The following is a 23,383-nucleotide window of genomic DNA, read 5'->3' on the forward strand; positions in this document are numbered from 1 at the left end:
TGCGTCTCCCTGTTGGGGTGAAGGCACTCTGCCGCCGACCGATGGCCGGTCGCTGTGATCCCGGTCACAGAAGCCCGGACGCGGGGCTCGACGCGGGATCCCTCGCGGGGGCTCGGGTGCGCGCTTCGACCGAACCTCGACCGGTCGGGACGACCGCGAACTCCGACGCCGCGGCGGGCAGGCGGCCCGCGCCGTTGGCCGCGACGTCGGCCGCCACGTCGGCCGCGTCGGCCCCGCGCGTGCGATCGCTCTACGGGCGCTGCCCCATCACGAGCGTGACCGGCTGGCCCGCGAAAGTCTCGACCGCGGTGAAGGCGCGTGCGCGAAGTTCAGCCTCCATGGCCGCGCATTCCCACAGATGTCCGCCGCTGCGGGCCAGCCGCAGGGCAGCGAGCGCGGCGGCCGCGGGATCCGCCGGCGGAGCGTAGAGTCCGACCACCAGATACCCCCGCGGCTCGAGGGCCGCCGTGAGCCGATCGAGCGCTGTTCGGGCCGCGTCCCGGGAGAGGAAGGGTGCCGGAAGCCACGTCAGCGAGTAGCCTGCCGAATCGTCGAACCGCGTCACATCCTGCAGACGGAGTTCGATACGGTCGTGAAAGGGGCTCGCCGCCACGTTCGCGAACGCCAGCGCCAGGGCCGGCTCCCAGATGTCCAGGCCGACGACCCGCAGCGAGGGCCAGTGTGCCGCGGCCTCCAGCGCGATGCCGCCCACGCCGGTGCCGACATCCAGGAAGCGCCCGGTGAGTGCGGCCGCGAGCGACGGGCGCTCGGTCGACAAGGCCGCGAGGCGCCGCACGACGCTGCGCGACGCCTGGCCTTGAGCCTGCAACATCGCGGGATCGCGAACCTGCCAGACCGGCGGCTGCTCCGGGTGATCCAGCAGATCCCGCGCCTCCTCGAGCGCGTGGGTGACGGATGCCAGGAGCGCGGACACCTGCTCGGGTTTGAGGTCACCGAGGCCGCCCGGGATGACGGCGGCGACCACGTCGCGCAGTCGGCGCGCCACCTCGGGATCGACCGCCCTCGCGCTTTCCCGCGCGCCTTCCTTCGCGTCTTGCCGCAATCGCAGGGCTGCACCGATCGCGGCCAGGCCTCGCGCCGCGTTTCCCATCGCGCGCAGCGTGTGTTCAATCGTGTCGATAGCCATCCGCGACCGCCGAAGTGATGATCGCCACGACGCGTCGTGGCACCCGAACAGGACGGCCCGGCCCGGCATCCTCGGAAAGAGGCCGGGCAAGGATCCGCGGTGTCTTTCCCGGCCGTGAGCCCGTGGATCATCCGCCCGGTCGCTCCTCGACAGCGGCTCAGGGGACCTCAGCGCTTCCGGCCGTCACACGCGGCCTGATCGGGCCGTCCGCGACGCGCTGTGCGTCGCGATTCCGGGGACGGGATCGACGCCCGGCTCGGCCGGTGCGATGTCCGCGCGACGGGGCGTCCTGAGCGAGCCCTCCGGTCAGCCGATCGTGCTCGCTGCGGCGACGGGCGTTACAGGCCGTGCGCCCGCTTCAGCATCTCGGCGGCCCGTTCGCCGATCACCGCGCACGGCGCCTGGGTGTTGCCGGTGGTCACGCGGGGCAGGATCGAGGCGTCGGCGACCCGCAGGCCGTCGATGCCGTAGACCCGGAGCGCCCCGTCCACGACCGCCAGCGCGTCGCGGCCCATCCGGGCGGTGCAGCTCTGGTGCCAGTAGGTGACGGCGGCATCGCGGATGTAGTCCGCCATCGCCGCGCCGGACAGCGGGCCCGGCATGGCCTCGGCGCGCACGTACGGGCGGAACGCCGGCGCGTTGCCGAGGGCGCGGCAGAGATCGACGCAGGCCGCGGCCGCCGTCACGTCGGCCGGGTGGGACAGGAAGTTCGCCTCGATGACCGGCGGCGTCGCCATGTCGGCGCTCCGCAGCCGCAGGCGGCCGCGGCTGGTGGGCTGCGCGAGGCCGGCGAACATCGTCCAGCCGTGGGCCGGAACGCCGCGCGCCGCGGTCTGCTCGCTCGGAACCGGAAACTCGACCTGGCAGAACAGCAGGTCCGGCGCCGAGAGGCCGGGCCGGCTCGTCCAGTACAAGGTCGCCTCGCTGCCGCTGTTCCGCGGCGCGATCGGGTCGGCATACTCCCAGGTGCAGCCGAAGGACACGTGGTCCTGAAGGTTCTGTCCGACGCCGGGCAGGTGCTGCACCGACGGGATGCCGAGCGCCCCGAGCTCGTCCCGGTCGCCGATCCCCGAGAGCATCAGCACCTTGGGTGTGTGGATCGCCCCCATCGACAGGACCGTCTCGGCACGCGCGCCGACGGTCCGGACCGCGCCCGCGTGGACGAACTCGACCCCTGTGGCGCGGCGGCCGTCGAAGGTCACGCGGCGGACGAGCGCGTCCGTGAGGACGGTCAGGTTGGGGCGGTCGAGCCAGGGATGGACGTAGGCGCGGAACAGCGAGACGCGCCGGCCGTCGCGGACCAGCATGTCGGTGATCGCCGCGCCGCCGGGCCCCTCCATCATGCGCCCGTTGGGGTTGTCGAAGGTCGGGATGCCGAGGTCCCGCGCGGCGTCGAGCAGGGCGTGGGCCACGGGGCTGGGATCGGAGGCGGGCTGCACCCAGACCGGACCGCCGCTTCCGCGATGCGCCGGATCGGGGGCGCCGCGCCAGTTCTCGATGCGCCGGTAGATGTCGAGGACGCTCTCGTAGCCCCAGGCCGCGTCGCCGGCCTCGGCGGCGAAGGCGTCCCAGTCGCACCGGTGGCCGCGCGCCCAGACCATCACGTTGACGCTGGAGCCGCCGCCGAGGCCCTTGCCCATCGCCATGGAGAGCGTGCGTCCGTTCAGGTGGGCATTCGGCTCCGCGCGAAAGCCCCAATCCCGCGCCCCACCGAGATTGGTCGGCCAGAGGGCAGGATCGAGCACGGCCTCGGCGTCGTCCGAGCCGCCCGCCTCGAGCAGGAGCACCTGCACCTCGGGGTTCTCCGCCAGCCGCCGCGCGACGACCGACCCGGAGGCGCCCGCGCCGCAGACGACGAAGTCGTAGGCCGGTTTCAGGTCGGCGGTCAGCCGGGCCTGGTTCTCCCCCGCCCGCCGCGCGAAATCGGTCCGGTCGAGGGCGTCTGAAGTGCTCATGATCTGGAAGGTCTCACCTGTAGCAGCGGATCGGAACGATCTCGGTCACTCGAGGATCGGGCGGAACATTCCGACGCTCACGTCTCCGCGCTCCAGCAATCGCCGCGTCGGGATTGCCGGAACATCAGTGGCGCCGCGATCGGGCTGCCGCGCGAAGCGGCGCGCACCCGGCGTTCGACGCGCGGATCGATAACGCAATGCTTCTGTTACAGGTGGATTTCGGCGCGTGACCGCGCGCGTTACATGGGACACGGTTTCTCGTCCGCGCCACAAGCCGGCGAGCGGGCAGGTCGGATCGGCGGATCGAGCGGCAGGACACGCGAAAGCGGCGAGGCTCGCACCCCGCCGCTCGCGTCAGTCTCGTGGTCCGTTACCGGGTGGCCGCCGGCATCCTGCCGGGTTCACAGGCCCATCAGCACGCCGGCCGAGCCGACGACGGTCATCATGAGGCCGCCCAGGAAGGCGCCGATCATCGCGTAGGAGAAGGCCTTCAGCATCGTGTCCCCCGACCTCAGCAGCGGTTGCCGCCGGCGGTCTGGCCGTACTGCTTGACCGGAAAGTTCTGCTGGTTGGCATTGCCCTCCGCGGCCGAGCTCTGCGGGCAGGTCCAGGGGTCGCGGTCGTAGCGGCCGCCGAACGGGGCGCCGAACGAGCCCGTGGTTTCGACATCGTAGGGCGTGGAGCCAGTCCAGGCAGGACGATCGTAGGCCATGGCGGACGAGATCGGAGCTACGGCGAGCATGAGAGCGGTGACGGTAGCGGCGATACGGGTCTTCATAGGCTAATTCTTGCTCCTTTACGCAGTACAGTCCGAGACTTACGGCCCATTTCATCTTGCGTGACACTGATATGGGAGCGATTGTCTCGGAGCGACGTGCCGCTGCGCACGCGGCGTCCGGGATTAATCGCGCGGGCGGCGCAGCTGTGACCGCGCGTGACCAGGCTGTCTCTGCCGCCGGCGTCGCGGCCGCCCGGCAGACTGCGCTCACGAAGGCCCGCTCATTGAACCAGACGCGCGCTTCAGGTCTTCCCTCCATGCCGCGGCGATCCATCTCCGCCGAGGCATGGAGGAGCTCTATGCGCATTCTCGTTCTCGCCGCGCTCGCCGGTGTCGGCCTCGGCGTCCTGGCCGTCCCCGCCTCGGCCGTTCCCGCGGGCCCCGCGACCGGCCTCTCGTCGCCGTCCGACATGCTCACCGACGTGCGGATGAGGCGCCATCACGTGCGGCGACACTCGATGTCGCGGGTCCAGCGGCGCTATCCGGGTGCGAGCTTCGTCCGGAACAAGACCCCCGGCTCTGCGGGCGGCAGCAGCCGGGGTAACGGCGTTACCGGCAGCTACGCCGCGCCCAGCGGACGGTAGGCCCCACGCTCGCGCAACGCGGCCGGACCGGCCGGCCGGGGCGGGCCCCGCGCGCGCCGTCGCCGTCACCGGATTCCCGCGCGTGGGACTGGGGGCGGCAGACGGCGCAGGCGGGATGAACCCCCACGGCCGGCGATCCCGCCGGCTTCCGGTTCGTGCCGGCGCCCGACGCCCGTGCGGGCGGATGGTGGCGGATGCGTCGGGCTCTCAGCGCGCCAGTCTCGCGGGGAGCACCGTCGGCGCCGGGCTCGACGCGTTCGACGCCGCGAACGACGCGACGAAACCGGCGAGGGAGCGCACATTGTCCGGCTGCCGCGGGTCCCGAGCAACCGCGGCTGCCTCGCGTTCCAGCCGAAGGTTACAGGCCTTTGTCGGAAGTCCGATATCCGGCGTGCAGGCGTCGTGGCGGGCGCAGGCTGCGTCGAGGGCGTCGATAGGCGGCAGAGGCGCGTTGTTGCCGGGGCCGCAGTAGTTGCCGTGGATGAGGAATTTCGGCCCGCCATTGGCGGCCGGCTGTGCCAGGGACGGCGTGGCCCACGCGGCGGCGAGGCAGACGGGGGCGACGAGGCCTATGACGGTGCGAGTCAACATGGTGGAGACCCTCCAGCACCTGCGCCGCACAAGTCCCATCGGCGATGACGGTGCGAGACACGATTAAGCACCACACATCACGGCGCGACGTGCTCCGGAGCACCACCCCTATTTGGATGACGTCCCGCCCGCATCGCGGACATCGCGGTCGCTGCGTCACCGCAGCGTCCGCGACATCGCGCGGCATCACGGAGATCGGGCCCCGCCGCACTCTCCCCCTCTGCCTCCTCTGCCGATCGCGTGTCGGCACCTCTGTCGTGCAGACACGCCTCGCTCGGCGCGAAGAGGCGGGGCATCGGGCTGCCGACTGTGGTAGACATCACCGCATGCTCGCTGGCGATCCAGCGTCTCACGGCCTTCAGGGAGAGTCTCAGTGGCGCGTCCGGACCTCGGCACGAAGCGTATCTGCCCGACGACGGGGAAGAAGTTCTACGATCTCGGCAAGAATCCCGTGATCTCGCCCTACTCGGGCGAGGTCGTGCCGATCGCTGCCGCGACATCGTATTCCAGGGGGAGCGCTCCCGTCGTCGCGCGCAAAGAGGCGCCGAGCGACGAAGAGGACGAGACGGAGGGCCCCGAACTCGTCTCGCTGGACGAGGTCGAGGCCGAGGAGGCCGAGAAGGACACGGACAGCAACGCCGAGGATGACGACGCGCTCGACATCGAGGACGACGGGGAGCAGGTCGACGACGACAACCTCGTCGTCGATGAGGACGATGACGACACCAGCGATCTCGTCGAGGTCAACGACGACGATGACGACCAGTAGGCCCGCACGCCGCCGCCGGTCGTCCGGCGGACAGGCGCGGGTGGCCGCAATCTCAGTCGCTGTTTGATCGGGTGGTGGGGCGGCTCATGAGCAGGGCCGCCCGCACCGCCATGCGGCGCGACGGCTCGTCGGACTCGGTGTCGACCACGATCGCGGGCGCGGAGGGGTGGGCCGCGACGGCCGCCGCGAGATCGAGCACGTGGTCCGGACCGATGGCGTGATCCTGGGTGGTCGGTTCTGCCAGGTAGGCGTCGACGGCGGCGCCGACATCTTCGATGGCGATACGCTCGGCGGTCACCAGATCCCAGAGCGTGGCCTCAGCTGACATCCGCGGCGTATCGCACCTCGCGCGAGAGCATGCAACAATGTAACAACGGCTGGCTCGCGGCGCCGGCAGGCCAGCGCGTCCGCGGGATCAGGGCCCGTCGCGCAGGGGACCGATGCAGGCCGCAACCGGGTGGCCGGCCGGCGCGAAGTGATCCAGAAGCCGGTCCCCGGACCACAACTCGGCCAACAATCCCTCGGCCAGCCTGTCGGCCTGATGCCTGGCCTCCGCGTCGTCGCGGGCTCGGATGAGGACCGTGCCGCGGTCGCTGCCGTCCGCGCCGAACCGGTGCAGCCGGTAGGCCGAGCCGGCACCTCGGCGTTTCCCGGGGAAATCGATGAGGTCGGCCATCGCGGGCTCACGGCTCCGTAGGAGGGGGCACGCGTCCCCCAGCCACCGGAACCTGAAGTCTGGCCGATCCGGCGACGGATCGAGTGTAAGAGGGCCGGGACCTGAAGGATAGAGTGCGAAGGACGCCCGCTCGCTGCCGAGGCAAGGCCGTCAGGGCCGGAACGCGGCCCAATCGATGTTCAGAAGGGTCAGACCGTCGGGCCGGCGGCGGTCGCGATCCACACCACGTGCCGCGGGCCGCTGCGCCCGTTCGCGTGGGGGCGAACCTCTTCGACGGCGAAACCCGAGCGCTGGAGGCGCGCCTTGAACTTGCGGTCGGGATTGGCCGACCAGACGCCGAGCACGCCGCCCGGCCGCAGCGCCCGCCGCGCCGATTCCAACCCGTGCTTGCCGTAGAGGCGATCGTTCTCCGGGCGCACGAACCCTTCCGGTCCGTTGTCGACATCGAGCAGGATCGCGTCCCAGGCGGCCGGGCCGCACCGGATCAGGTGGTCGACATCGGCTTCGCGCAGATCGACGCGCGCGTCGTCGAGGCAGCCGGCGAAGACGTCCGCGAGCGGTCCACGCGCCCAAGCCGCGACCGTCGGTACCAACTCGGCGACCGTGACGCGCGCCTCGGGCTCGAGGTTGCGCAGGGCCGCGCGCAGGGTGAACCCCATGCCGAGGCCGCCGACGAGCACGCGCGCCGCGCCCCGGCCGCGCACCCGGCCGCAAGCGAGGATCGCCAGCGCCTCCTCGGAGGCTCCGCGGGTGCTGTTCATCAGCTCGATCGTGTCGGCGACGATCGAGAACTCGTGGCCGCGCTGCATCAGGTGCAACGGTGTGCCGCCGGGAACGATGCCGGTGTCGATGTGCATCCAAGATGTCACAGGCGTCCCTCTGTGGGCCGGCGCCATGGATATTCCGGCAAACGGGAAGGATGGGTTATGAGACGCGCTCCTGACCGCGCGTCGCGCCTGCAAGACGCAGGGGCCGCGACGGCGTTCGCCTCGTCCGAGAAGCCGGCATACCCCTCATGGCCAAGCGTACCAAGTCTCTGCCGAAGGTGCAGGGGTTCGTGCTGTTCGACGTCACCTACGCCGACGGCAGCCGCGCCTCGAATCGGCGCGTGCCGGCCGAGATCCTGGGCGGCCTCGACGGCGACGAGCCGGCACGCACTCTCATCACCGAGCAGGAAGAGGAGATCGCCCGCAAGTCGGGGAGGCCGATGCGGGAGATCGAGAGCCTGACGCGGTCTCCTGCCCCGAGTTCGAAGCCCGATCTGTGACGAGCGGCCCCGATCCAGGCCACTCGTCGCGCGGTGCTCAGCCAGCCTTCAGGTTGGCGGCGCTCTCCTTGCCGCTGCGGCGGTCCGCCTCGACGTCATAGGAGATCTTCTGACCCTCGTTGAGGGAGCGAAGGCCCGCACGCTCGACGGCCGAGATGTGAACGAACACGTCCTTGCCGCCATCGTCGGGCTGGATGAAACCGTAGCCCTTGGTCTCGTTGAACCACTTCACGGTGCCTGTAGCCATGGCTGTATCCTGGTCGTCACCGGCTCGCCAACGTGGCGGGCCGTGACGCCTGAACGAGCCGCCGCGGCCGCCTGTTCCAAGGGCCCCCCGATCAGGAGCCTCGGTTGAGACCCCCGCGCCCTCATCCGCCGACCTCAGGCCGAACGGTCCTGGGCCAGGCCCCGCCGAGCCGGCCAGCGCGGACACCGGCCCGCTCCGCGGCGCGATCAGGGTCGCTCTGTGCGGGGCCAGACGCCACCTTCCGTCACGATGATGTCCATGGGGACGTCGTGCGCCTGCGGGTGGATCGTCGCGAGCCGCGCGAGCTCGAAGCCGACGCCGATGACCCGCGGCTTCGTCGATCTGGACGCGATGGTCCGGTCATAGAAGCCGCCGCCGTATCCCAGGCGGTACCCTGCCTGATCGAAGCCGACGAGCGGCGCGACCAGGACGTCCGGGTCGACAATCTCGCCCTCTGCGGGAACGGGTATGTTCCAGACGCCGCGGATCATGCGCTCGCCCGGCGACCAGACCCGGAACTGGAGCGGGCGCGCCTTCTCGACGACGACCGGAAGCGCCAGTCGCGCCCCGCTTCCGCGCAGCTCCGTCAGGAGGGATCTGGCGTCGAACTCGCCCCTGAAGGGCCAGTAGAGACCGATCGATAGGCCCGATGGCGAAGGTAGAGCGGCTCGGAGACCCTGCTCGATCCGCTCGCTCCGGGCGGCGCGGTCCTGGGCGGAGATGCCGACCCGCCGCGCGATGAGCGCGGCGCGGGTCTCCTTTCGCCATTGCCGCACGCTCGGCCAGTCGGATGCGGCGCTCTCAGGACCGCAGGGTTCGGAAGGCCGAGGCTTCGCCGCCGGGCCGACGAAGTCGGGGCCGAGCTCGTGCATGAAGCAGGGTGGAGAGCTGTACGCGCCGAACGCGGAGTGTTCGGGCGCCGCGGGTTCCGGGGGCGTCTCAGGCCGCTCGGTTGAATGCCCGACCACGATGATCTCCCTCGCGACGGTGGACCCGCACAGTCCTGGGTGACCTCGGCCAAACGCGCGCTCGGCACCTCCGGTTCGGTGAAGCGGATCGCGACGTCCCACGCCGCCCCGACCCGGCCGACCATCGTCCCTGGCCGGTCTCCGAGCCGCACGATGGCGAATGCCGGCGAGATCCGCCGCCCACCCTCGCGGATGCCCGGGACGGGCAGGCGTGCGCGTCGACGGCGATCCGGCGCTTCGACCCGGGGATCCCGGGTTCAGCGCGTCACGGGCGCGCCGGCGCTCGGGAAGAATAGCTGCTCGCCGCCGACCTTGTAGCCCGCGATCGCCTGCTGCCCCTCCGGTGAGACGAGCCAGTCGATGAAGGCCTGTCCCTGCTTCGCCTTCACGCCGGGGTGCCTGTCGGGATCCACCAGCATCGCGCCGTAGGGGTTGAACAGGCTCCGGTCCCCCTGGACCAGGATGACCAGGTCGGCGCGGTTCTTGAACGCGAGCCAGGTCCCCCGGTCGGCGAGGATGTAGGCGCCGAGGGCCGAGGCCGTGTTGAGCGCGGGGCCCATGCCCTGGCCGACATCCCGGTACCAGGGGCCGCGCACGGCCGCGAGGTCGACGCCCGCCTCCTTCCAGCTGCGCAACTCGGCGCTGTGAGTGCCCGAGCGGTCCCCGCGCGACACGAACGCCGCCTTGCTGGCCGCGAGCTTGGCGAAGGCCTCGCGCACGCCCAGGCCGCGCACGCCGGCCGGATCGGAGGCCGGGCCGATCAGCACGAAATCGTTGTACATCACGTCGTACCGCCGCTTCGCGAAGCCCTCGGCGAGGAACTTGTCCTCGGCCGGACGGTCGTGGACCAGGACCACGTCGGCATCGCCGCGGCGCGCCGCGTCGAGCGCCTGTCCCGTGCCCAGGGCGACGACCTTCACGTCGATCCCGGACGTGTCCCGGAAGAGCGGGAGGATGTGCTTGAACAGGCCGGATTGCTCGGTCGAGGTCGTCGAGGCGACGACGATCGAGGTCGGTTCGGCCTCGGCCGGCGACAGGAGAGCAGCCGCGCTCAGGAGCGCGGCCAGTCCCAGGGTCAGGAGGCGGCGACGAAAGGCGTCCACGGCAATTCCCCAGCGAGGTAGGCCCGCGCCTCGGACGTCCGGGGCGAGAACAGGATCTGTCGGGCGGGACCATGCTCGACGGCGCGGCCCGAGGCCAGCACGATCACCGCGTCGGCGAGGCGCGCCACCTGCCCGAGATTGTGTGAGACGAGCACGACCGTGGTGCCCGCCCGCGCCATCGCGGACACCAATCCCTCGACGATCTCGGTCGAGGCCGGGTCGAGGTTCGCGGTCGGCTCGTCGAGGAGGAGCAGGCCGGGGCCGACCGCCCAGGCACGGGCCAGCGCCAGCCGCTGCTGCTCGCCGCCGGAGAGCCGCGTCGCCGGATCGCGGGCGCGCTCGGAGAGGCGGACGCGGGCGAGCGCCTCCTCCACCCGCGCGGCCCGCGCAGGACGGGGCAGGTCTCCGAGAGCCAGCGCGACGTTCGCGGCCGCGGTCGCGCGGATCAGCGCCGGCCGCTGGAACACGAAGGCCCGCCGGTGCGGGCCGACCTGCACCGTACCGCCGACGGGCCGCAGGAGCCCGTCGACGACCCTCAGGGTGACGCTCTTGCCCGCCCCGTTCGGGCCGATGACGGCCGTGACGCTGCCCGCAGCGACCTCCAGGCAGAGACGGTCGAGCACCGTCCGACCGTCGAGGACCAGGGTCACGTCCTCGAGGCGGATGGCCGGTGTCGCGCTCATCCGTACACCCGCGCGGCGTGCCGGCGGAGCAGGGCCACGGCGACGTTCACCACCAGGACGAGGCCGATCAGCACGAGGCCGAGCGCCAGGGCGAGGCTGAGATCGCCCTTCTGGGTCTCCAGCGAGATCGCCGTCGTCATCGTGCGGGTATACCCGTCGATGTTCCCGCCGACGACGAGGACCGCTCCGATCTCGGAGATCGCCCGGCCGAACGCGGCGAGCGCCGCGGTCACGAGGGAGAAGCGCACGTCGTAGATCATCGCCCCGGCCTGACGCGGCGCCGAGAGCCCGAGGGAGCGCAGCTGCTCCCCGAGATGCACCCGGGCGTCGGCGACGACCTGCTGCGTCAGGGCGGCGACGAGCGGGGTCGCGAGCGTCGCCTGCGCGGCGATCATCGCGGCGGGGGTGAACAGCAGGCCGAGCGGTCCGAGCGGACCGGAGCGGGACAGGACGAGGTAGAGCGCGAGGCCGACGAGCACCGGCGGCAGCCCCATGAAGGCGTTGAGCAGGCCGACCGCGGCGCCGCGTCCGGGGAAGCGGGCGACGGCCAGGAACGCACCCAGGGGTATACCGAGCACGAGACCGATGCCGACGGCGGTGAGGCTGACACGCAGCGACAGCCACGCGATCGCCAGCACGTCCCGATCCAGGCTGAACAGGCGGGAGAGGATGTCCTGGAGCGTCTGCATCATGCCCCCGGGCCGGTCCTCGGGAATCGGACGAGGCGGATGGCGAGATCAGCCGTCGAGGCCGACCTCGTGACGCAGGTTCGGCGGAATGGACCTGTCATGCCTGTCAGGGGAGCGCGTGCGGGTAGGCGGTGAGCATATCGCCCGGGGCGACCGTTGTCGTGTCGGCGGGTCGGCCGCCGCGCCGGCCCTTGATCATCGAACCCGGATGGCGCATCGCCGCCACGATGATCCGGAATGCGTCCTCGGCGCTGATCCCGCTTCGGGAGGCGGCGATCCTGCTCAGCGGCGCGGCGGCTCCCGTCGAACCCGCGACCGTCCCGCTCGCAGCGGCGCTCGGACGCGTCGCCGCGCGAGCGGTCGTCGCGCACGCCGCCGTGCCCGCGGGCCCGACGGCGATGCGGGACGGCTTCGCGGTCGCGGCCGCCGCGGTGGGCGGCGCGTCGGCCTACGCGCCGATCTTCCCGGCGCGACCGCCGCCCTGGGTCGAGGCGGGACAGCCGCTGCCGTCGGGCACCGATGCCGTCCTGCCCCCGGAGGGATTCGCGGACGGCATGGTCGTCGCGGACATCGCCCCGCGGGAGGGCGTGCGCGGGGCGGGAGACGACGTCGCCGCCAACGCGCGGCTGATCGAGGCCGGCACCCGGATCGAGCCACTCCACCTGCTCGTCTTGGAGGCGGCCGGCCTGGAGGCGGTCGACGTCCGTCAGCCGCGCTTGCGCGTCGTCACCGCCGGGACGTCCAGCCTCGATACCGTGTCGCCCCTGCTCGGGCGTCTGATCGCGCGGGCGGGCGGGGCGACCGAGGCGGTTCGCGCCCGGGGAGTCGAGGAGATCGCCGAGGCGATCCGCGGCGGCACGGCGGACGCGGTGCTGGTGGTCGGGGGCAGCGGTTTCGGCCGCTCGGACCACAGCGCGGCGGCCCTCGCCCGCGCCGGAGACGTCCGCGCGCACGGCATCGCCCTGCGGCCCGGGGAGACCACCGCGGTCGGCTCCGCGGCCGGCAGGCCGGTCCTTCTGGTGCCCGGGCCTCCCGAGGCGGCGCTCGCCGCGTTCCTGGCCCTCGGCCGTCCGCTCATCGCGCGGCTCGCCGGCGCGCGGGAGCGCTCGCCTCTGAGGCACGTCCTCCTCCGGAAGATCGTCTCGTCGATCGGTCTGTCCGAGGTCGTCTTCGTCCGGAGCGGGTCGGACGGCGTGGAGCCGCTGGGCGGAGCCGGCCTTCCGCTCGGTCGGTTGGTGCAGGCGGACGGCATCGTCGTGGTCGAGCCGGAGAGCGAAGGCTTCCGGGCCGGCGAGGAGGTAGAGGTTTGGGCCCTGTGAGCGCCGACGCGGACCGTGACGGGGCGGCGGATTTCGTCGCGCGCCTCGCCGCGGCCTCGAGCCAGGAGCAGTTTCTCCGGGTGATGAGCCGGGACGACGCGCTCGCGCGGTTCCGGGCGGCGGTCCCGCACGCGCGCCTGCCGTCCGAGACGGTGTCGTTGGACGACGCGCTCGGGCGCGTTCTGGCCCGCGACGTCGCCTCGCCCATGGACGTCCCGCCCTTCGACCGGTCCCTGGTCGACGGTTTCGCCCTGCGCGCGACCGACACGGAAGGCGCCGGGCCGGCGAGCCCGCGGCGTCTCACGCTGAACCGCGAGATCCTCGCCTGCGGCGTCGCGCCGACCGTCGTCGTCCAGCCGGGAACGGCGACGCCGATCGCCACCGGCGGCGTGATCCCCCGCGGCGCCGACGCCGTGGTGATGGTCGAGCACACGGAGTTCGACGCCCGGAGCCTCACCGTCGATGTCCTGACCGCGGTGCGGCCGGCGCAGTTCGTGGGCTATGCCGGGGCCGACATGGCCCGCGGCGAGACGGTGCTGCGCGCGGGAACGCGGATCACCGCCCGCGAGATCGGCATGCTGGCGGCGTGCGGCCTCGCGGCCGTCGATGTCACCGGACGCCCGCGGGTCGCAATCCTGTCCACGGGGGACGAGCTGGTCGCACCGGGCGAGCCCTTGCCCGAGGGCGCGATCTACGATTCGAACGGCGCGATCATCGCGGCCGCGGTGACCGAGAACGGCGGGGAGCCGGTCCGGCTCGGGATCGTGCGCGACGAGGCTTCCGTCCTCGAGGCCGCCCTCCGGTCCGCCCTCCGGGACAGCGACCTCGTCGTGCTCTCGGGCGGCACGTCGAAAGGCGCCGGCGACGTCTCGCATCGGGTGCTGTCCCGCCTCGGCGAGCCGGGAATCCTGTTCCACGGCGTGGCCCTGAAGCCCGGGAAGCCGCTCTGCGTGGCGGTGGCGCAGGGAAAGCCGGTCATCGTCCTGCCGGGGTTCCCCACCTCCGCGATGTTCACCTTCCACGACTTCGTCGTGCCGTACGTGCGGGCGCTCGCCGGGCTGCCGCCGCGCGAGGACGAGACGATCGCGGCGCGGGTGTCCCAGCGGGTGCCCTCCGAACTCGGCCGCACCGAGTTCGTGATGACCTCGCTCGCCCACGGTCCCGAGGGGACGATCGCCCTGCCGCTGCCGAAGGGCTCGGGTTCGGTCACCGCCTTCTCGCAGGCGGACGGCTTCTTCGCGGTTCCGGCCGCGCGCGCCGGCGTCGAGGCGGGGGAGGGCGTCGCCGTGGTCCGCCTGGGCGCCGGCGTGCGGGCGCCGGACCTGACGATCGTCGGCAGCCACTGCATCGGCCTGGACCGGGTGGTCGGCCTGCTCGGCGAGCGAGGGTACCGCGCACGCACCATCTGGGTCGGGTCGGCCGGCGGCCTCGCCGCCCTGCGGCGCGGCGAGTGCGATGTCGCCGCCATGCACCTCTTCGATCCCGAGACGGGCCGGTACAATGCCCCGTTCCTCACCGAGGGCCTGTCCCACGCGCCCGGGTGGCGCCGCCTCCAGGGCGTCGTGTTTCGCCGCGGCGACGCCCGGTTCGAAGGGCGCGACGCCGCGGACGCGGTCGCCGCGGCGCTCGCCGACCCCGACGCCGTGATGGTCAACCGCAACGCCGGATCGGGCACGCGCCTGCTCGTGGACGGGCTGCTGAACGGTGCCCGGCCGGCGGGGTTCTGGAACCAGCCGCGCTCGCACAACGCCGTCGCCGCGGCGGTCTCGCAGGGCAGGGCGGACTGGGGCGTGGCCATCGCGAGCGTCGCGGATGCCTACGGGCTGGGCTTCCGCCCGCTGACGGAGGAGGCCTACGACCTCGCGTATCGCGCGGACGCGCGGGAGATGCCGGCGCTCGCGGCGTTCCTGAGCCTTCTGGGCGAGCCCGGGACGGCCGCCGCGCTGCGCGCTCTGGGCTTCACGCCCGCCGCGTGAGCCGCGTGACGCGCGCACCGTTGGCTGGCCTCGACGGAACGGGACGGACGATCCTGTCGCCCGCCGGGATGATCGACGGGGCCGTTTGGCGTAGGGACGCCTGCGAGGCGCTGGGGCCTCCAGCGAAGCGGCGGTGTGCGTTGGGCGAGGACACGAGCATCAGTTTGCGGATCGAGCTCGGCTCGGACACCCTGCTGGGACCGGGCAAGGCCGCCCTCCTGAGCGGCATCCGCGACACCGGCTCCATCGCCGCCGCGGGGCGCCGGATGGGCATGAGCTACAAGCGAGCCTGGTACCTCATCGACACGTTGAACAAGGCGTTCCAGGAGCCGCTCGTCTCCGCGAGCAAGGGCGGCCGCCGGGGCGGCGGGGCGGTCCTGACCGGCACGGGCGACGCCATCCTCGACAGCTACCTGCGCATGGAGCGGCTCGCCTCGGAGGCCGTGGCGGGCGAGCTCGACCTTCTCGCCTCGCTGATGAAGGTTGATTCGTAGGAGCGACGCGCGGAGGCGCGCGTCCGTCGGGAGCGGTCTCTCGAGGTCGGGCCTCGGCTTCGGTCTGTGCAACCCGCTCCGTCATCGCGAGCGCAGCGAAGCGACCCAGGGCCGCGCGACATCTGTCAGCGGGGCGCCGACTGGATTGCTTCGCTGCGCTCGCAAGGACGGCACTGGGCCGATCAACCGGAAACGGTATCAGCCCGCTGCGTCATCGCGAGCGCGGCGAAGCGACCCAGGGCTGCGCGACATCGGTCAGCGGGGCGCCGACTGGATTGCTTCGCTGCGCTCGCAAAGACGGCACCGGGCTGATCAATTGGAAACAGTATCAGCCCGCGAGCCCGATGTCCGCCGCCAGGGGCCGGCGGCACGCCTGGGCGCGCCGCCGGAGGTCACGCCGCCTACTCGGCGGCCATCGCCGTGTGGACGGCGGAGGCCCGGGCCGCGCAGAACTTGAACTCCGGGATCTTGCCCATCGGGTCGAGCGCCGGGTTCGTCAGCAGGTTGGCCGCGGCCTCGGCGTAGCAGAACGGCATGAAGATCATGCCGACCGGCACGTCGCGGTCGGAGCGCACCTTCAGGTGGACGGCGCCGCGGCGCGTCTCCAGCTTCATCGTGTCGCCGGGCTCCAGCCCGAGCCGGTAGAGCTCCTTCGGGGCCATGAAGGCGACCGCCTCGGGCTCCAGCGCGTCGAGGACGCCGGCGCGCCGGGTCATCGATCCGGTGTGCCAGTGTTCCAGCACGCGGCCGGTCGACAGGACCATCGGGTAGTCCTCGTCCGGCAGCTCGTCCGGGGGCACCACGGCGGCCGGGACGATCTTCGCGCGCCCGCTCTCCGTGGGGAAGCCGGCGTAGAAGATGATCTCGTTGCCGGGCTGGTCGGGCGCGTCGACCGGGTAGGTCACGGCGCCCTCGCGCTCCAGGCGCTCCCAGGTGATGTTGTTGAACGACGGCATCACCATGGCCATCTCGCGGAAGATGTCGGCCGGGCCGCCGTAGTTCCAGGGCAGGCCGAGGCGCTTCCCCAGTTCCTGGATGATCCACCAATCCTGCCGCGCGTCGCCCGGCGGGGACACCACCGGCTGCGAGATCTGCACGCGACGGTCGGTGTTGGTGAAGGTGCCGGCCTTCTCGGCGAAGGCGGAGGCCGGCAGCACCACGTCGGCGTGGAAGGCGGTCTCCGTCAGGAACAGGTCCTGCACGACGAGGTGATCGAGCATCGCCAGGGCGTGCCGGGCGTGGTTCAGGTCCGGGTCGGACATCGCGGGGTTCTCGCCCTCGACGAACATGCCCTTGATCTCGCCGGCGTGGATCGCCCGCATGATCTCGACGACGGTGAGGCCCTTCTGCGGGTCGAGCTTCTGCCCCCAGAACTCCTCGAACATCTCCCGCACCGCGGCCTTCTCGACCGACTGATAGTCCGGGTAGACCATCGGGATCAGGCCGGCGTCGGACGCGCCCTGGACGTTGTTCTGGCCGCGCAGCGGATGCAGGCCGGTGCCGGGGCGCCCGATCTGCCCCGTGACGAGGGCGAGCGCGATCAGGCAGCGCGAGTTGTCCGTGCCGTGGACGTGCTGGCTGATGCCCATGCCCCAGAAGATGATCGAGGACTTGGCGCGGGCGTAGAGCCGGGCGACCTCGCGCAGCGTCTCCGCGTCGATGCCGCAGACCGAGGCCATCTTCTCAGGCGTGAACTCGACGATCTTCTCTTTGAGCGCCTCGAAGTTCTCGGTGTAGCCGGCGATGTACTGCTCGTCGTAGAGCCGCTCCTCGATGATCACGTTGAGCATCGCGTTGAGCATCGCGACGTCCGAGCCGGGCTTGAACGCGAGGTGCTTGTAGGCGTGCCGCGACAGCACCTGCCGACGCGGATCCATGACGATCAGCTTGGCGCCGCGCTGCTTCACGGCGTTCTTGAGGAAGGTCGCCGCCACCGGGTGGTTCACGGTCGGATTGGCGCCGATCACGATGATGACCTCGGCGTCGAGCGCCGCCGAGAACGGCGCCGACACGGCGCCCGAGTTCAGCCCCTCCATGAGGGCGGCGACCGACGAGGCGTGGCACAGCCGGGTGCAGTGGTCGACGTTGTTCGAGCCGAACCCGAGCCGCACCAGCTTCTGGAAGAGGTAGGCCTCCTCGTTCGAGCCCTTCGCGGAGCCGAACCCGGCGAGCGCCTTGCGGCCATGGGTGTCGCGGACCGTCTTGAGGCCGCCGGCGGCGCGGTCGAGCGCCTCCTCCCAGGTCGCCTCGCGGAAGTGCGTCCACGGGTTGGCCGGGTCGACCTGGTCGTTGGCGTCTTTCGGGACGTTGTCCAGGCGGATCAGCGGCGCCGTCAGGCGGTGGGGGTGGTGGACGTAGTCGAAGCCGAAGCGGCCCTTCACGCAGAGCCGGTTGTGGTTGGCCGGGCCGTTCACGCCCTCGGCGTAGACGATCCTCTCGTCCTTCACCTTGTAGGAGACCTGGCAGCCGACGCCGCAATAGGGGCACAGCGAGGTCACCTCGCGGTCGGGATAGACCGTCCGGGTGTTGTGCTCGGCGTCGAGGTAGGCGGACGGCATCAGCGCGCCGGTCGGACAGGCCTGGACGCACTCGCCGCAGGCCACGCAGGTCGATCCGCCCATCGGGTCGTCGAAGTCGAACACCACCTTCGCGTCGGCCGAGCGGTAGGCCATGCCGATCACGTCGTTGACCTGGACCTCGCGGCAGGCGCGGACGCAGAGGTTGCACTGGATGCAGGCGTCGAGATTGACGCTCATGGCCGGGTGGCTGAAGTCGCCGGTCCAGCGCTCGGCCGCGGGGAAGCGGCTCTCGGACACGTCGAGGAAGTCGGCCTGCACCCAGAAGTGCGAGGTCGGGTCGTGCGAGGTCGCGCGCTCGGGCTGGTCGGCCACGAGCAGCTCGAGCACCATGGCGCGGGCCTTGGTGGCGCGCTCGGTCGCGGACTTGACCTTCATGCCCACGGCCGGCGTGCGCTTGCACGAGGCGGCCAGCACGCGCTCGCCCTCGATCTCGACCATGCAGGCGCGGCAATTGCCGTCCGGGCGGTAGCCCGGCTCGGGCTTGTGGCAGAGGTGCGGGATGTGGGTGCCGAGGCGCTTGGCGACGGCCCAGATCGTCTCGCCGGGGGCGGCCTCGACCTGCTGGCCGTCGAACTCGAACGCGATGGTCGGGGGGGCGGTCGGCCGCTCCTTGAGATCGTGCAGGCCCGACGGCTCCGGGGCCGCCTGGCCGCCCGCCTTCGCGCCTTCCGAGTAGGAGCCGCCGGCCCCCGGCTTCGGGCCCGACGCGGGGCCGCCCGCATCCTGCAGCCCGTCGGCCCGGATCTCGGGCTTCTCGGTCTTGTCGCCGCGCTGTTCGGGGGCGTTGCTCATGCGGCCGCTCCTGGCTCGGACATCGGGATAGGGTTCGCCGGTACCATCGGTTGCCTCACTCGGCAGCCGCGGCGCGCGGGGCGGGGAACAGGTCCGGGAAGTACTTGATGACGCTGCTGAGCGGGTTCGAGGCGGCCTGGCCGAGGCCGCAGATCGAGGCGTCCCGCATGCACTGGGACAATTCGCCCAAGAGCTCGGTATCCCAGACGCCCTGCTCCATCAGGATGCGGGCCTTCTGGGTCCCCGAACGGCAGGGGGTGCACTGCCCGCAGCTCTCGTCCTCGAAGAACTTCATCAGGTTCAACGCGGCGCCGCGCACATCGTCCCGGTCCGACAGGATCACGACCGCGGCGGAGCCGATGAAGCAGCCGTACTTCTCCAGCGTCCCGAAATCGAGCGGGATGTCGTTCATCGACGCCGGCAGGATGCCGCCCGACGCGCCGCCCGGCAGGTAGGCCGCGAAGGTGTGGCCCTCCGCCATGCCGCCGCAATACTCGTCGATCAATTCCTGGATGGTGAGGCCGGACGGGGCGAGCTTCACCCCCGGCTCCTTCACGCGCCCCGAGACCGAGTAGGAGCGCAGGCCGACGCGGTCGTTGCGGCCGTGGCTCTTCCACCAGTCGCCGCCCCGCTCGATCAGGTCGCGGACCCAGAACAGCGTCTCGATGTTGTTGATCAGCGTCGGACGGTTGAACAGGCCGACCTGGAACGGGAACGGCGGCTTGTGCCGCGGCAGCCCGCGCTTGCCTTCGAGGGACTCGATCAGCGAGGATTCCTCGCCGCAGATGTAGGCGCCGGCGCCGCGGCGCAGGTGGATCCGCGGACCGCCCGCGGGGAGCTTCGCGATCTCGCGCGTCAGGATCTCGCGGGAGATGGGATACTCGTCGCGCAGGTAGATGTAGACCTCCGGCGCCTCGACGACGTGGGCGCCGATCAGCATGCCCTCGAGGAAGCGGTGCGGGTCGGTGTTGAGGTAGAGCTGGTCCTTGAACGTGCCGGGCTCGCCCTCGTCCCCGTTGACCGCCATCAGCCGGGGCCCGGGCTCGCCGCGCACCGAGCGCCACTTGCGCCCCGTGGGGAAGCCCGCGCCGCCGAGGCCGCGCAGGCCGCCGTCGTCGAGCACCGTCAGGACGTCGTCGACCGGAAGGTCCCCGCTGCGGAGCCGGTCGAGGGTCGCGTACCCGCCGGCGGCCCGATAGGCCTCGTAGTCGACGTAGTCCGGGATATGGGCGTGCGTGTCGCCGGCCTCGACCGCGGCCCGCACGGAGGCGAGGTCGGCCTTGTGCAGGAAGTTGTGCCCGACCTCGACGGCGGGCGCGTGGTCGCACAGGCCGACGCAGGGCGCGCGCACGACGCGGACGGCGTCGGAGGCGAGTTCCCGCTGGAGCGTCTCCAGCAGCTCGTCGGCGCCGAACATCGCGCAGGTGATGCTGTCGCAGACCCGGACGGTCAGCCGCGGGATCGAGGCGTCACCCTCCTTCACGACGTCGAAATGCGCGTAGAAGGTCGCGGTCTCGAACACCTCGGCGAAGGCCAGGGCCATCTCGTCGGCGAGCGCCGCCAGGTGCTCGGCGCTGATCTGGCCGTAGGTGTCCTGGATCAGGTGCAGGTGCTCGATGAGCAGGTCGCGCTGGCGCGAGCGGCAGCCGAGAAGCGCCTCGATCTCGACCTTCGCCCGCGGCTCGACCTGGCGCCCCTTGGGGACGCTGCGCGCCTTGTTCCGCCCCCGGCCGGGATGCGAGAAAGTCCTGACTGTCCCCGGTGCCTCACTCATGCGGTATCTGATTTCCAACTGCTGGGACGGGTGGTCGCGGTGTCCTGAGGTCCGGTCGGAGGCTACTGGCCGCCGAAGGCCCGGAGCGGCTGGCCGGCCTCGGACCGCGGCTTCATCGTGGCCGCGCCCGTCGCCTCGTCCAGGGACGTGACCCTGGGTCCGACGACGGAGCGCAGCTCGGTCTCGAACGCGTCGAGGGCGTCGTTCAGGCGGTCCATCAGGGAGCCCGGCGCGTCTCCGGCCGGCGACGCGGCCGCCTGGGCGAGCGCGTCGCGGACTCGGCCGGCGAGCTCCTGCGTGAGCGGCGGCTTCGCGTCGGCGCAGTAGGCGTCCGTCACGATGGCGGCCCAGTCCGCCGCGGAGGATGCGTCGCCCATGCTCAGACCTGCGCGATCGAGGGACGGTTGAAGTCGTGCATGGCGTGCCCGTTCGGGTCCGTTGGCGTGGCGCTCGCTCGTGGCATACCAAATGGCAGCCGTTATAGCGGAGGTGTTATATCGTTTTTGAAGTCGTTTCAATTTGCGTGACGCCGGGGTCACGCGTCCCGGCGGCGCGGCCGACGCTTGCCCTGAGCCCTCGCGCGGGGCAGTGGGAACGGCACGAGAGGGGCTGTCAGCGGTGTCCGGCATGCGCGTAATCGGACTCGCCGGGTGGAGCGGGGCCGGCAAGACCAGCCTGCTGGTCCGGGCCATCCCCCTGCTCGTCGCCCGCGGGGTGCGGGTGGCGACCATCAAGCACGCCCATCACGACTTCGACACGGACTGGCCCGGGAAGGATTCCTACGAGCACCGCAGGGCGGGCGCGAGCGAGGTTCTGATCTCGTCGGGCCGCCGCTGGGCCCAGGTCCACGAGCTGCGCGACGAGCAGGAGGCGAGCCTCGGCCAGCTCTTGCGGCGGATCAGCCCGTGCGACCTCGTCGTCGTGGAAGGGTACAAGCGGGAGCCCATCCCCAAGATCGAGGTCCATCGGGCCGAGAACGGCCGCCCACCCCTCCATCCGCTGGACACCACCATCGTGGGCATCGCGAGCGACGTCGCGTTTCCGGCATCGGGCATTCCCGTCGTAGATCTGAACGACGCGGCGGCGGTGACGGGGCTGATGCTCGACGTGGCCGTTCCCTTCGAAGACGTCCTCGGGAGGCTCTAGCCGGATGGCCCAGCTCAGCGACGACTGCTTCGCGTTCGGCGGCCCTCTGATGACCATCGAGGACGCGCACGCGCTGTTCGGCGAGCGGCTCGCAGCGATCGTCGGCACCGAGGACGTTCCCGTCCCGGACGCCGACGGGCGCGTCCTGGCCGAGGATTGCGTCGCGCCCATCGACGTCCCGCCGTTCCCCAACTCGGCCGTCGACGGCTACGCGGTCCGTTTCGCGGACCTGCGCACCTCCGATGCGACGATCCTGCCGGTCGGCGCGGTCGTCGCGGCCGGCGCCTCCCCCGAAGGCGTGTCGGTGGCGGGCTCGGCCGCCCGGATCTTCACCGGGGCCCCGATGCCGGCGGGGGCCGACACCGTCTTCATGCAGGAGGACGTCCAGGTCCTGCCCGACGGCCGGGTGTCCCTGCCGCTCGGGCTGAAGCGGGGCGCCAACAGCCGCGACGCCGGCGAGGACGCGGCGAAGGGCTCGACGATCATCGCGGCCGGCCGGCGTCTCCGGCCGCAGGACCTGGCCCTGGCGACCGCGGTCGGCCTGCGCACGCTGAAGGTCCGCCGCACCCTGCGGGTCGGCGTGTTCTCGACGGGCAACGAACTCGTCGAGCCCGGGTCGCCCCTGGGGCCGGGCGCGATCTACGATTCGAACCGCGTCCTGCTGCTCGCTCTTCTCCGGCGGATGGGCGTCGCGGCGCGCGACCTCGGCGTCATCCGCGACGACCCGGCGGCCCTCGCGGCCAGGCTCTCGGCGGCGGCCGCCGAGCACGACGTGATCCTGACTTCGGGCGGCGTGTCGACCGGCGACGAGGATCACGTGAAGACCGCCGTCGAGAGCATCGGGCGCCTCGTGTTCTGGCGGCTGGGGATCAAACCGGGACGGCCGGTCGCGATGGGCATGATCGACGGCAAGCCGTTCCTGGGCCTGCCGGGCAACCCGGTGGCTGTCTACGTCACCCTGCTGTTCGTGGTGCGGCCGCTCCTCGCCCGGCTCGCCGGCGAGGCCTACGCGCCGTCGCGCGGATTCACCGTCAGGGCGGCCTTTCCCTATCGGAAGCGCGCGGGCCGCAGGGAGTTCGTCCGGGTCAGCCTCGCCCGGGACGCCGACGGCGCCTGGGAGGCCCGGAAGTTCCAGCGCGACGGCGCGGGCATGCTGTCATCGCTCACCGAATCCGACGGCCTCGTGGAGCTGGAGGATGACCGGACCGAGGTCGTGCCGGGCGACGCCGTGCGGTTCCACCCGCACGGGGCCCTCTGGTAGCGGGGCCGCGCTCAGCGCCTCACGCGACGCGGACCGCGCCCCAGCATTGCCGGGCTCGCGCATCCGTTATATCAAATCTGCTATATCGCTTGTGATGGGCCGTGCGAGCGGCCGCTCGATCGGCGGGCTTGAGCAACGATGTTCGATGGTGTCTGGCGGAGCCAAGCCGGCGCGGAACTCCGCCTCCTCCAGATGGGCGAGGCGGTCTCCGGGACCTACACCGCCGCCGATCCCGGCTACGCGCAGACGCATCGAAGCCGCATCCTCGTCGGCACGGCCGAGGGCGACATCATCGGCTTCGTGACCAGCACATCGTCGCCCCAGGAGATCACGGCCTGGACCGGGCGCCTCGTCCGGACCGACGAGAAGACGGCCGAGGCGATCCACGCGGTCTTCCACGCCGTCGAACGGTCCTCGCAGCCGAAGGCCGCGGCCGATCACGTCGCGCTCGAGACGACCATCTTCTCGAAGGTCGAGAACGCCTGTTCGTGAAGCCAGGGCCGCGTCCCTCCTCGATGGGGTCCCGAGGAACGGGGGCGACCGTGGCGCGAGGAGCGGTCGGCGCATGCGTGATCGGCGACGGCT

Annotated in this window: 24 protein-coding genes; 9 read left to right on the top strand and 15 right to left on the bottom strand. The window is 71.8% G+C overall.

Translation table 11 applies throughout. The annotated features are described in order from the left end of the window. Window positions 1-250: 250 nt before the first annotated feature. The 3 genes from ACLBYG_RS24085 to ACLBYG_RS24095 form a co-directional block, all read right to left on the bottom strand. A complete protein-coding gene (locus ACLBYG_RS24085) occupies window positions 251-1,147 on the bottom strand; it encodes an SAM-dependent methyltransferase (protein ID WP_447683151.1) in 897 nt (298 codons plus the stop codon). Window positions 1,148-1,485: 338 nt separating this feature from the next. Then, window positions 1,486-3,102, bottom strand: coding sequence for a GMC family oxidoreductase (locus ACLBYG_RS24090; RefSeq protein WP_447683152.1), 1,617 nt, complete (start codon window positions 3,100-3,102; stop codon window positions 1,486-1,488). Window positions 3,103-3,613: 511 nt separating this feature from the next. Beyond that, window positions 3,614-3,880 (bottom strand): hypothetical protein, encoded by a 267-nt coding sequence (locus ACLBYG_RS24095; protein WP_042672249.1) that lies wholly within the window; start codon window positions 3,878-3,880, stop codon window positions 3,614-3,616. A gap of 299 nt (window positions 3,881-4,179) precedes the next feature. On the opposite strand from ACLBYG_RS24095, the gene ACLBYG_RS24100 reads away from it, so the two are divergent. Continuing rightward, entirely contained in the window at window positions 4,180-4,464 is a 285-nt protein-coding gene (locus tag ACLBYG_RS24100) for a hypothetical protein (protein ID WP_020094858.1), read from the top strand. Window positions 4,465-4,671: 207 nt separating this feature from the next. On the opposite strand, the gene ACLBYG_RS24105 is transcribed toward ACLBYG_RS24100, so the two are convergent. Continuing rightward, window positions 4,672-5,055 carry a hypothetical protein gene (locus tag ACLBYG_RS24105; RefSeq protein WP_042672250.1) on the bottom strand — a complete coding sequence of 128 codons (384 nt, stop codon included), beginning with the start codon at window positions 5,053-5,055 and terminating at the stop codon, window positions 4,672-4,674. Between the two features lie 373 nt (window positions 5,056-5,428). Between ACLBYG_RS24105 and ACLBYG_RS24110 the strand changes: the two genes are divergently transcribed. Then, window positions 5,429-5,824, top strand: coding sequence for a TIGR02300 family protein (locus tag ACLBYG_RS24110; protein WP_020094856.1), 396 nt, complete (start codon window positions 5,429-5,431; stop codon window positions 5,822-5,824). A gap of 52 nt (window positions 5,825-5,876) precedes the next feature. Here ACLBYG_RS24110 and ACLBYG_RS24115 read toward each other — a convergent pair whose 3' ends face one another. The 3 genes from ACLBYG_RS24115 to ACLBYG_RS24125 form a co-directional block, all read right to left on the bottom strand. Continuing rightward, on the bottom strand, window positions 5,877-6,152 hold the full coding sequence (locus ACLBYG_RS24115; RefSeq protein ID WP_020094855.1) for a hypothetical protein: 276 nt from the start codon (window positions 6,150-6,152) through the stop codon (window positions 5,877-5,879). 87 nt (window positions 6,153-6,239) lie between these two features. Beyond that, a complete protein-coding gene (locus ACLBYG_RS24120) occupies window positions 6,240-6,500 on the bottom strand; it encodes a hypothetical protein (protein ID WP_091978528.1) in 261 nt (86 codons plus the stop codon). A gap of 188 nt (window positions 6,501-6,688) precedes the next feature. Continuing rightward, the gene (locus ACLBYG_RS24125; protein WP_447683153.1) at window positions 6,689-7,357 is read right to left on the bottom strand and encodes a hypothetical protein; all 669 of its coding nucleotides are present in this window, start codon (window positions 7,355-7,357) and stop codon (window positions 6,689-6,691) included. 158 nt (window positions 7,358-7,515) lie between these two features. Between ACLBYG_RS24125 and ACLBYG_RS24130 the strand changes: the two genes are divergently transcribed. After that, on the top strand, window positions 7,516-7,767 hold the full coding sequence (locus tag ACLBYG_RS24130) for a hypothetical protein (protein WP_020094852.1): 252 nt from the start codon (window positions 7,516-7,518) through the stop codon (window positions 7,765-7,767). A gap of 37 nt (window positions 7,768-7,804) precedes the next feature. Here the strand turns inward: ACLBYG_RS24130 and ACLBYG_RS24135 are convergent, their stop codons facing one another. From ACLBYG_RS24135 to ACLBYG_RS24155, 5 genes are all read right to left on the bottom strand, one after another. Next, complete coding sequence (locus ACLBYG_RS24135) at window positions 7,805-8,014, bottom strand: cold-shock protein (protein WP_020094851.1); 210 nt, start codon at window positions 8,012-8,014, stop codon at window positions 7,805-7,807. A gap of 206 nt (window positions 8,015-8,220) precedes the next feature. Further along, the gene (locus ACLBYG_RS24140) at window positions 8,221-8,886 is read right to left on the bottom strand and encodes a 5-formyltetrahydrofolate cyclo-ligase (protein ID WP_447683164.1); all 666 of its coding nucleotides are present in this window, start codon (window positions 8,884-8,886) and stop codon (window positions 8,221-8,223) included. 353 nt (window positions 8,887-9,239) lie between these two features. Then, complete coding sequence (locus ACLBYG_RS24145; protein WP_447683154.1) at window positions 9,240-10,085, bottom strand: substrate-binding domain-containing protein; 846 nt, start codon at window positions 10,083-10,085, stop codon at window positions 9,240-9,242. Continuing rightward, complete coding sequence (locus tag ACLBYG_RS24150) at window positions 10,058-10,768, bottom strand: ATP-binding cassette domain-containing protein (RefSeq protein ID WP_447683155.1); 711 nt, start codon at window positions 10,766-10,768, stop codon at window positions 10,058-10,060. The genes ACLBYG_RS24145 and ACLBYG_RS24150 overlap by 28 nt, the downstream gene beginning before the upstream one ends. Next, window positions 10,765-11,460 carry an ABC transporter permease gene (locus ACLBYG_RS24155; RefSeq protein WP_447683156.1) on the bottom strand — a complete coding sequence of 232 codons (696 nt, stop codon included), beginning with the start codon at window positions 11,458-11,460 and terminating at the stop codon, window positions 10,765-10,767. Before ACLBYG_RS24155 ends, ACLBYG_RS24150 begins: the two co-directional genes overlap by 4 nt. A gap of 224 nt (window positions 11,461-11,684) precedes the next feature. Between ACLBYG_RS24155 and ACLBYG_RS24160 the strand changes: the two genes are divergently transcribed. The 3 genes from ACLBYG_RS24160 to ACLBYG_RS24170 all read left to right on the top strand — a co-directional run bounded on the left by ACLBYG_RS24160 (window position 11,685) and on the right by ACLBYG_RS24170 (window position 15,246). Beyond that, on the top strand, window positions 11,685-12,776 hold the full coding sequence (locus ACLBYG_RS24160; RefSeq protein ID WP_447683165.1) for a molybdopterin-binding protein: 1,092 nt from the start codon (window positions 11,685-11,687) through the stop codon (window positions 12,774-12,776). Beyond that, window positions 12,773-14,752, top strand: coding sequence for a molybdopterin biosynthesis protein (locus ACLBYG_RS24165; protein ID WP_447683157.1), 1,980 nt, complete (start codon window positions 12,773-12,775; stop codon window positions 14,750-14,752). The genes ACLBYG_RS24160 and ACLBYG_RS24165 overlap by 4 nt, the downstream gene beginning before the upstream one ends. A gap of 164 nt (window positions 14,753-14,916) precedes the next feature. Next, entirely contained in the window at window positions 14,917-15,246 is a 330-nt protein-coding gene (locus tag ACLBYG_RS24170; protein WP_024827492.1) for a winged helix-turn-helix domain-containing protein, read from the top strand. 401 nt (window positions 15,247-15,647) lie between these two features. Here ACLBYG_RS24170 and fdhF read toward each other — a convergent pair whose 3' ends face one another. From fdhF to ACLBYG_RS24185, 3 genes are all read right to left on the bottom strand, one after another. After that, window positions 15,648-18,617 (bottom strand): formate dehydrogenase subunit alpha, encoded by a 2,970-nt coding sequence (gene fdhF, locus ACLBYG_RS24175; protein ID WP_447683158.1) that lies wholly within the window; start codon window positions 18,615-18,617, stop codon window positions 15,648-15,650. Window positions 18,618-18,672: 55 nt separating this feature from the next. Further along, the gene (locus ACLBYG_RS24180) at window positions 18,673-20,391 is read right to left on the bottom strand and encodes an NAD(P)H-dependent oxidoreductase subunit E (protein ID WP_447683159.1); all 1,719 of its coding nucleotides are present in this window, start codon (window positions 20,389-20,391) and stop codon (window positions 18,673-18,675) included. Window positions 20,392-20,453: 62 nt separating this feature from the next. Then, complete coding sequence (locus tag ACLBYG_RS24185) at window positions 20,454-20,768, bottom strand: hypothetical protein (protein ID WP_056530459.1); 315 nt, start codon at window positions 20,766-20,768, stop codon at window positions 20,454-20,456. Between the two features lie 250 nt (window positions 20,769-21,018). On the opposite strand from ACLBYG_RS24185, the gene mobB reads away from it, so the two are divergent. From mobB to ACLBYG_RS24200, 3 genes are all read left to right on the top strand, one after another. Next, window positions 21,019-21,537, top strand: a complete 519-nt coding sequence (gene mobB, locus ACLBYG_RS24190) for a molybdopterin-guanine dinucleotide biosynthesis protein B (RefSeq protein WP_042675035.1) — start codon at window positions 21,019-21,021, stop codon at window positions 21,535-21,537. 4 nt (window positions 21,538-21,541) lie between these two features. Further along, window positions 21,542-22,798, top strand: a complete 1,257-nt coding sequence (locus ACLBYG_RS24195) for a molybdopterin molybdotransferase MoeA (protein ID WP_447683160.1) — start codon at window positions 21,542-21,544, stop codon at window positions 22,796-22,798. Window positions 22,799-22,936: 138 nt separating this feature from the next. Beyond that, on the top strand, window positions 22,937-23,290 hold the full coding sequence (locus ACLBYG_RS24200; protein ID WP_447683161.1) for an avidin/streptavidin family protein: 354 nt from the start codon (window positions 22,937-22,939) through the stop codon (window positions 23,288-23,290). Window positions 23,291-23,383: the final 93 nt, after the last annotated feature.

It is taken from the genome of Methylobacterium sp. D53M, assembly GCF_053345625.1.

Coding starts and splice junctions, on each gene's coding strand:
- ACLBYG_RS24095 (WP_042672249.1), bottom strand. CDS start 3,880: ATGAAGACCCGTATCGCCGCTACCGTCACCGCTCTCATGCTCGCCGTA.
- fdhF (WP_447683158.1), bottom strand. CDS start 18,617: ATGAGCAACGCCCCCGAACAGCGCGGCGACAAGACCGAGAAGCCCGAG.
- ACLBYG_RS24105 (WP_042672250.1), bottom strand. CDS start 5,055: ATGTTGACTCGCACCGTCATAGGCCTCGTCGCCCCCGTCTGCCTCGCC.
- ACLBYG_RS24130 (WP_020094852.1), top strand. CDS start 7,516: ATGGCCAAGCGTACCAAGTCTCTGCCGAAGGTGCAGGGGTTCGTGCTG.
- ACLBYG_RS24180 (WP_447683159.1), bottom strand. CDS start 20,391: ATGAGTGAGGCACCGGGGACAGTCAGGACTTTCTCGCATCCCGGCCGG.
- ACLBYG_RS24115 (WP_020094855.1), bottom strand. CDS start 6,152: ATGTCAGCTGAGGCCACGCTCTGGGATCTGGTGACCGCCGAGCGTATC.
- ACLBYG_RS24155 (WP_447683156.1), bottom strand. CDS start 11,460: ATGATGCAGACGCTCCAGGACATCCTCTCCCGCCTGTTCAGCCTGGAT.
- ACLBYG_RS24195 (WP_447683160.1), top strand. CDS start 21,542: ATGGCCCAGCTCAGCGACGACTGCTTCGCGTTCGGCGGCCCTCTGATG.
- ACLBYG_RS24185 (WP_056530459.1), bottom strand. CDS start 20,768: ATGGGCGACGCATCCTCCGCGGCGGACTGGGCCGCCATCGTGACGGAC.
- ACLBYG_RS24100 (WP_020094858.1), top strand. CDS start 4,180: ATGCGCATTCTCGTTCTCGCCGCGCTCGCCGGTGTCGGCCTCGGCGTC.
- ACLBYG_RS24160 (WP_447683165.1), top strand. CDS start 11,685: ATGATCCGGAATGCGTCCTCGGCGCTGATCCCGCTTCGGGAGGCGGCG.
- ACLBYG_RS24090 (WP_447683152.1), bottom strand. CDS start 3,102: ATGAGCACTTCAGACGCCCTCGACCGGACCGATTTCGCGCGGCGGGCG.
- ACLBYG_RS24125 (WP_447683153.1), bottom strand. CDS start 7,357: ATGCACATCGACACCGGCATCGTTCCCGGCGGCACACCGTTGCACCTG.
- mobB (WP_042675035.1), top strand. CDS start 21,019: ATGCGCGTAATCGGACTCGCCGGGTGGAGCGGGGCCGGCAAGACCAGC.
- ACLBYG_RS24085 (WP_447683151.1), bottom strand. CDS start 1,147: ATGGCTATCGACACGATTGAACACACGCTGCGCGCGATGGGAAACGCG.
- ACLBYG_RS24140 (WP_447683164.1), bottom strand. CDS start 8,886: ATGCACGAGCTCGGCCCCGACTTCGTCGGCCCGGCGGCGAAGCCTCGG.
- ACLBYG_RS24120 (WP_091978528.1), bottom strand. CDS start 6,500: ATGGCCGACCTCATCGATTTCCCCGGGAAACGCCGAGGTGCCGGCTCG.
- ACLBYG_RS24135 (WP_020094851.1), bottom strand. CDS start 8,014: ATGGCTACAGGCACCGTGAAGTGGTTCAACGAGACCAAGGGCTACGGT.
- ACLBYG_RS24150 (WP_447683155.1), bottom strand. CDS start 10,768: ATGAGCGCGACACCGGCCATCCGCCTCGAGGACGTGACCCTGGTCCTC.
- ACLBYG_RS24200 (WP_447683161.1), top strand. CDS start 22,937: ATGTTCGATGGTGTCTGGCGGAGCCAAGCCGGCGCGGAACTCCGCCTC.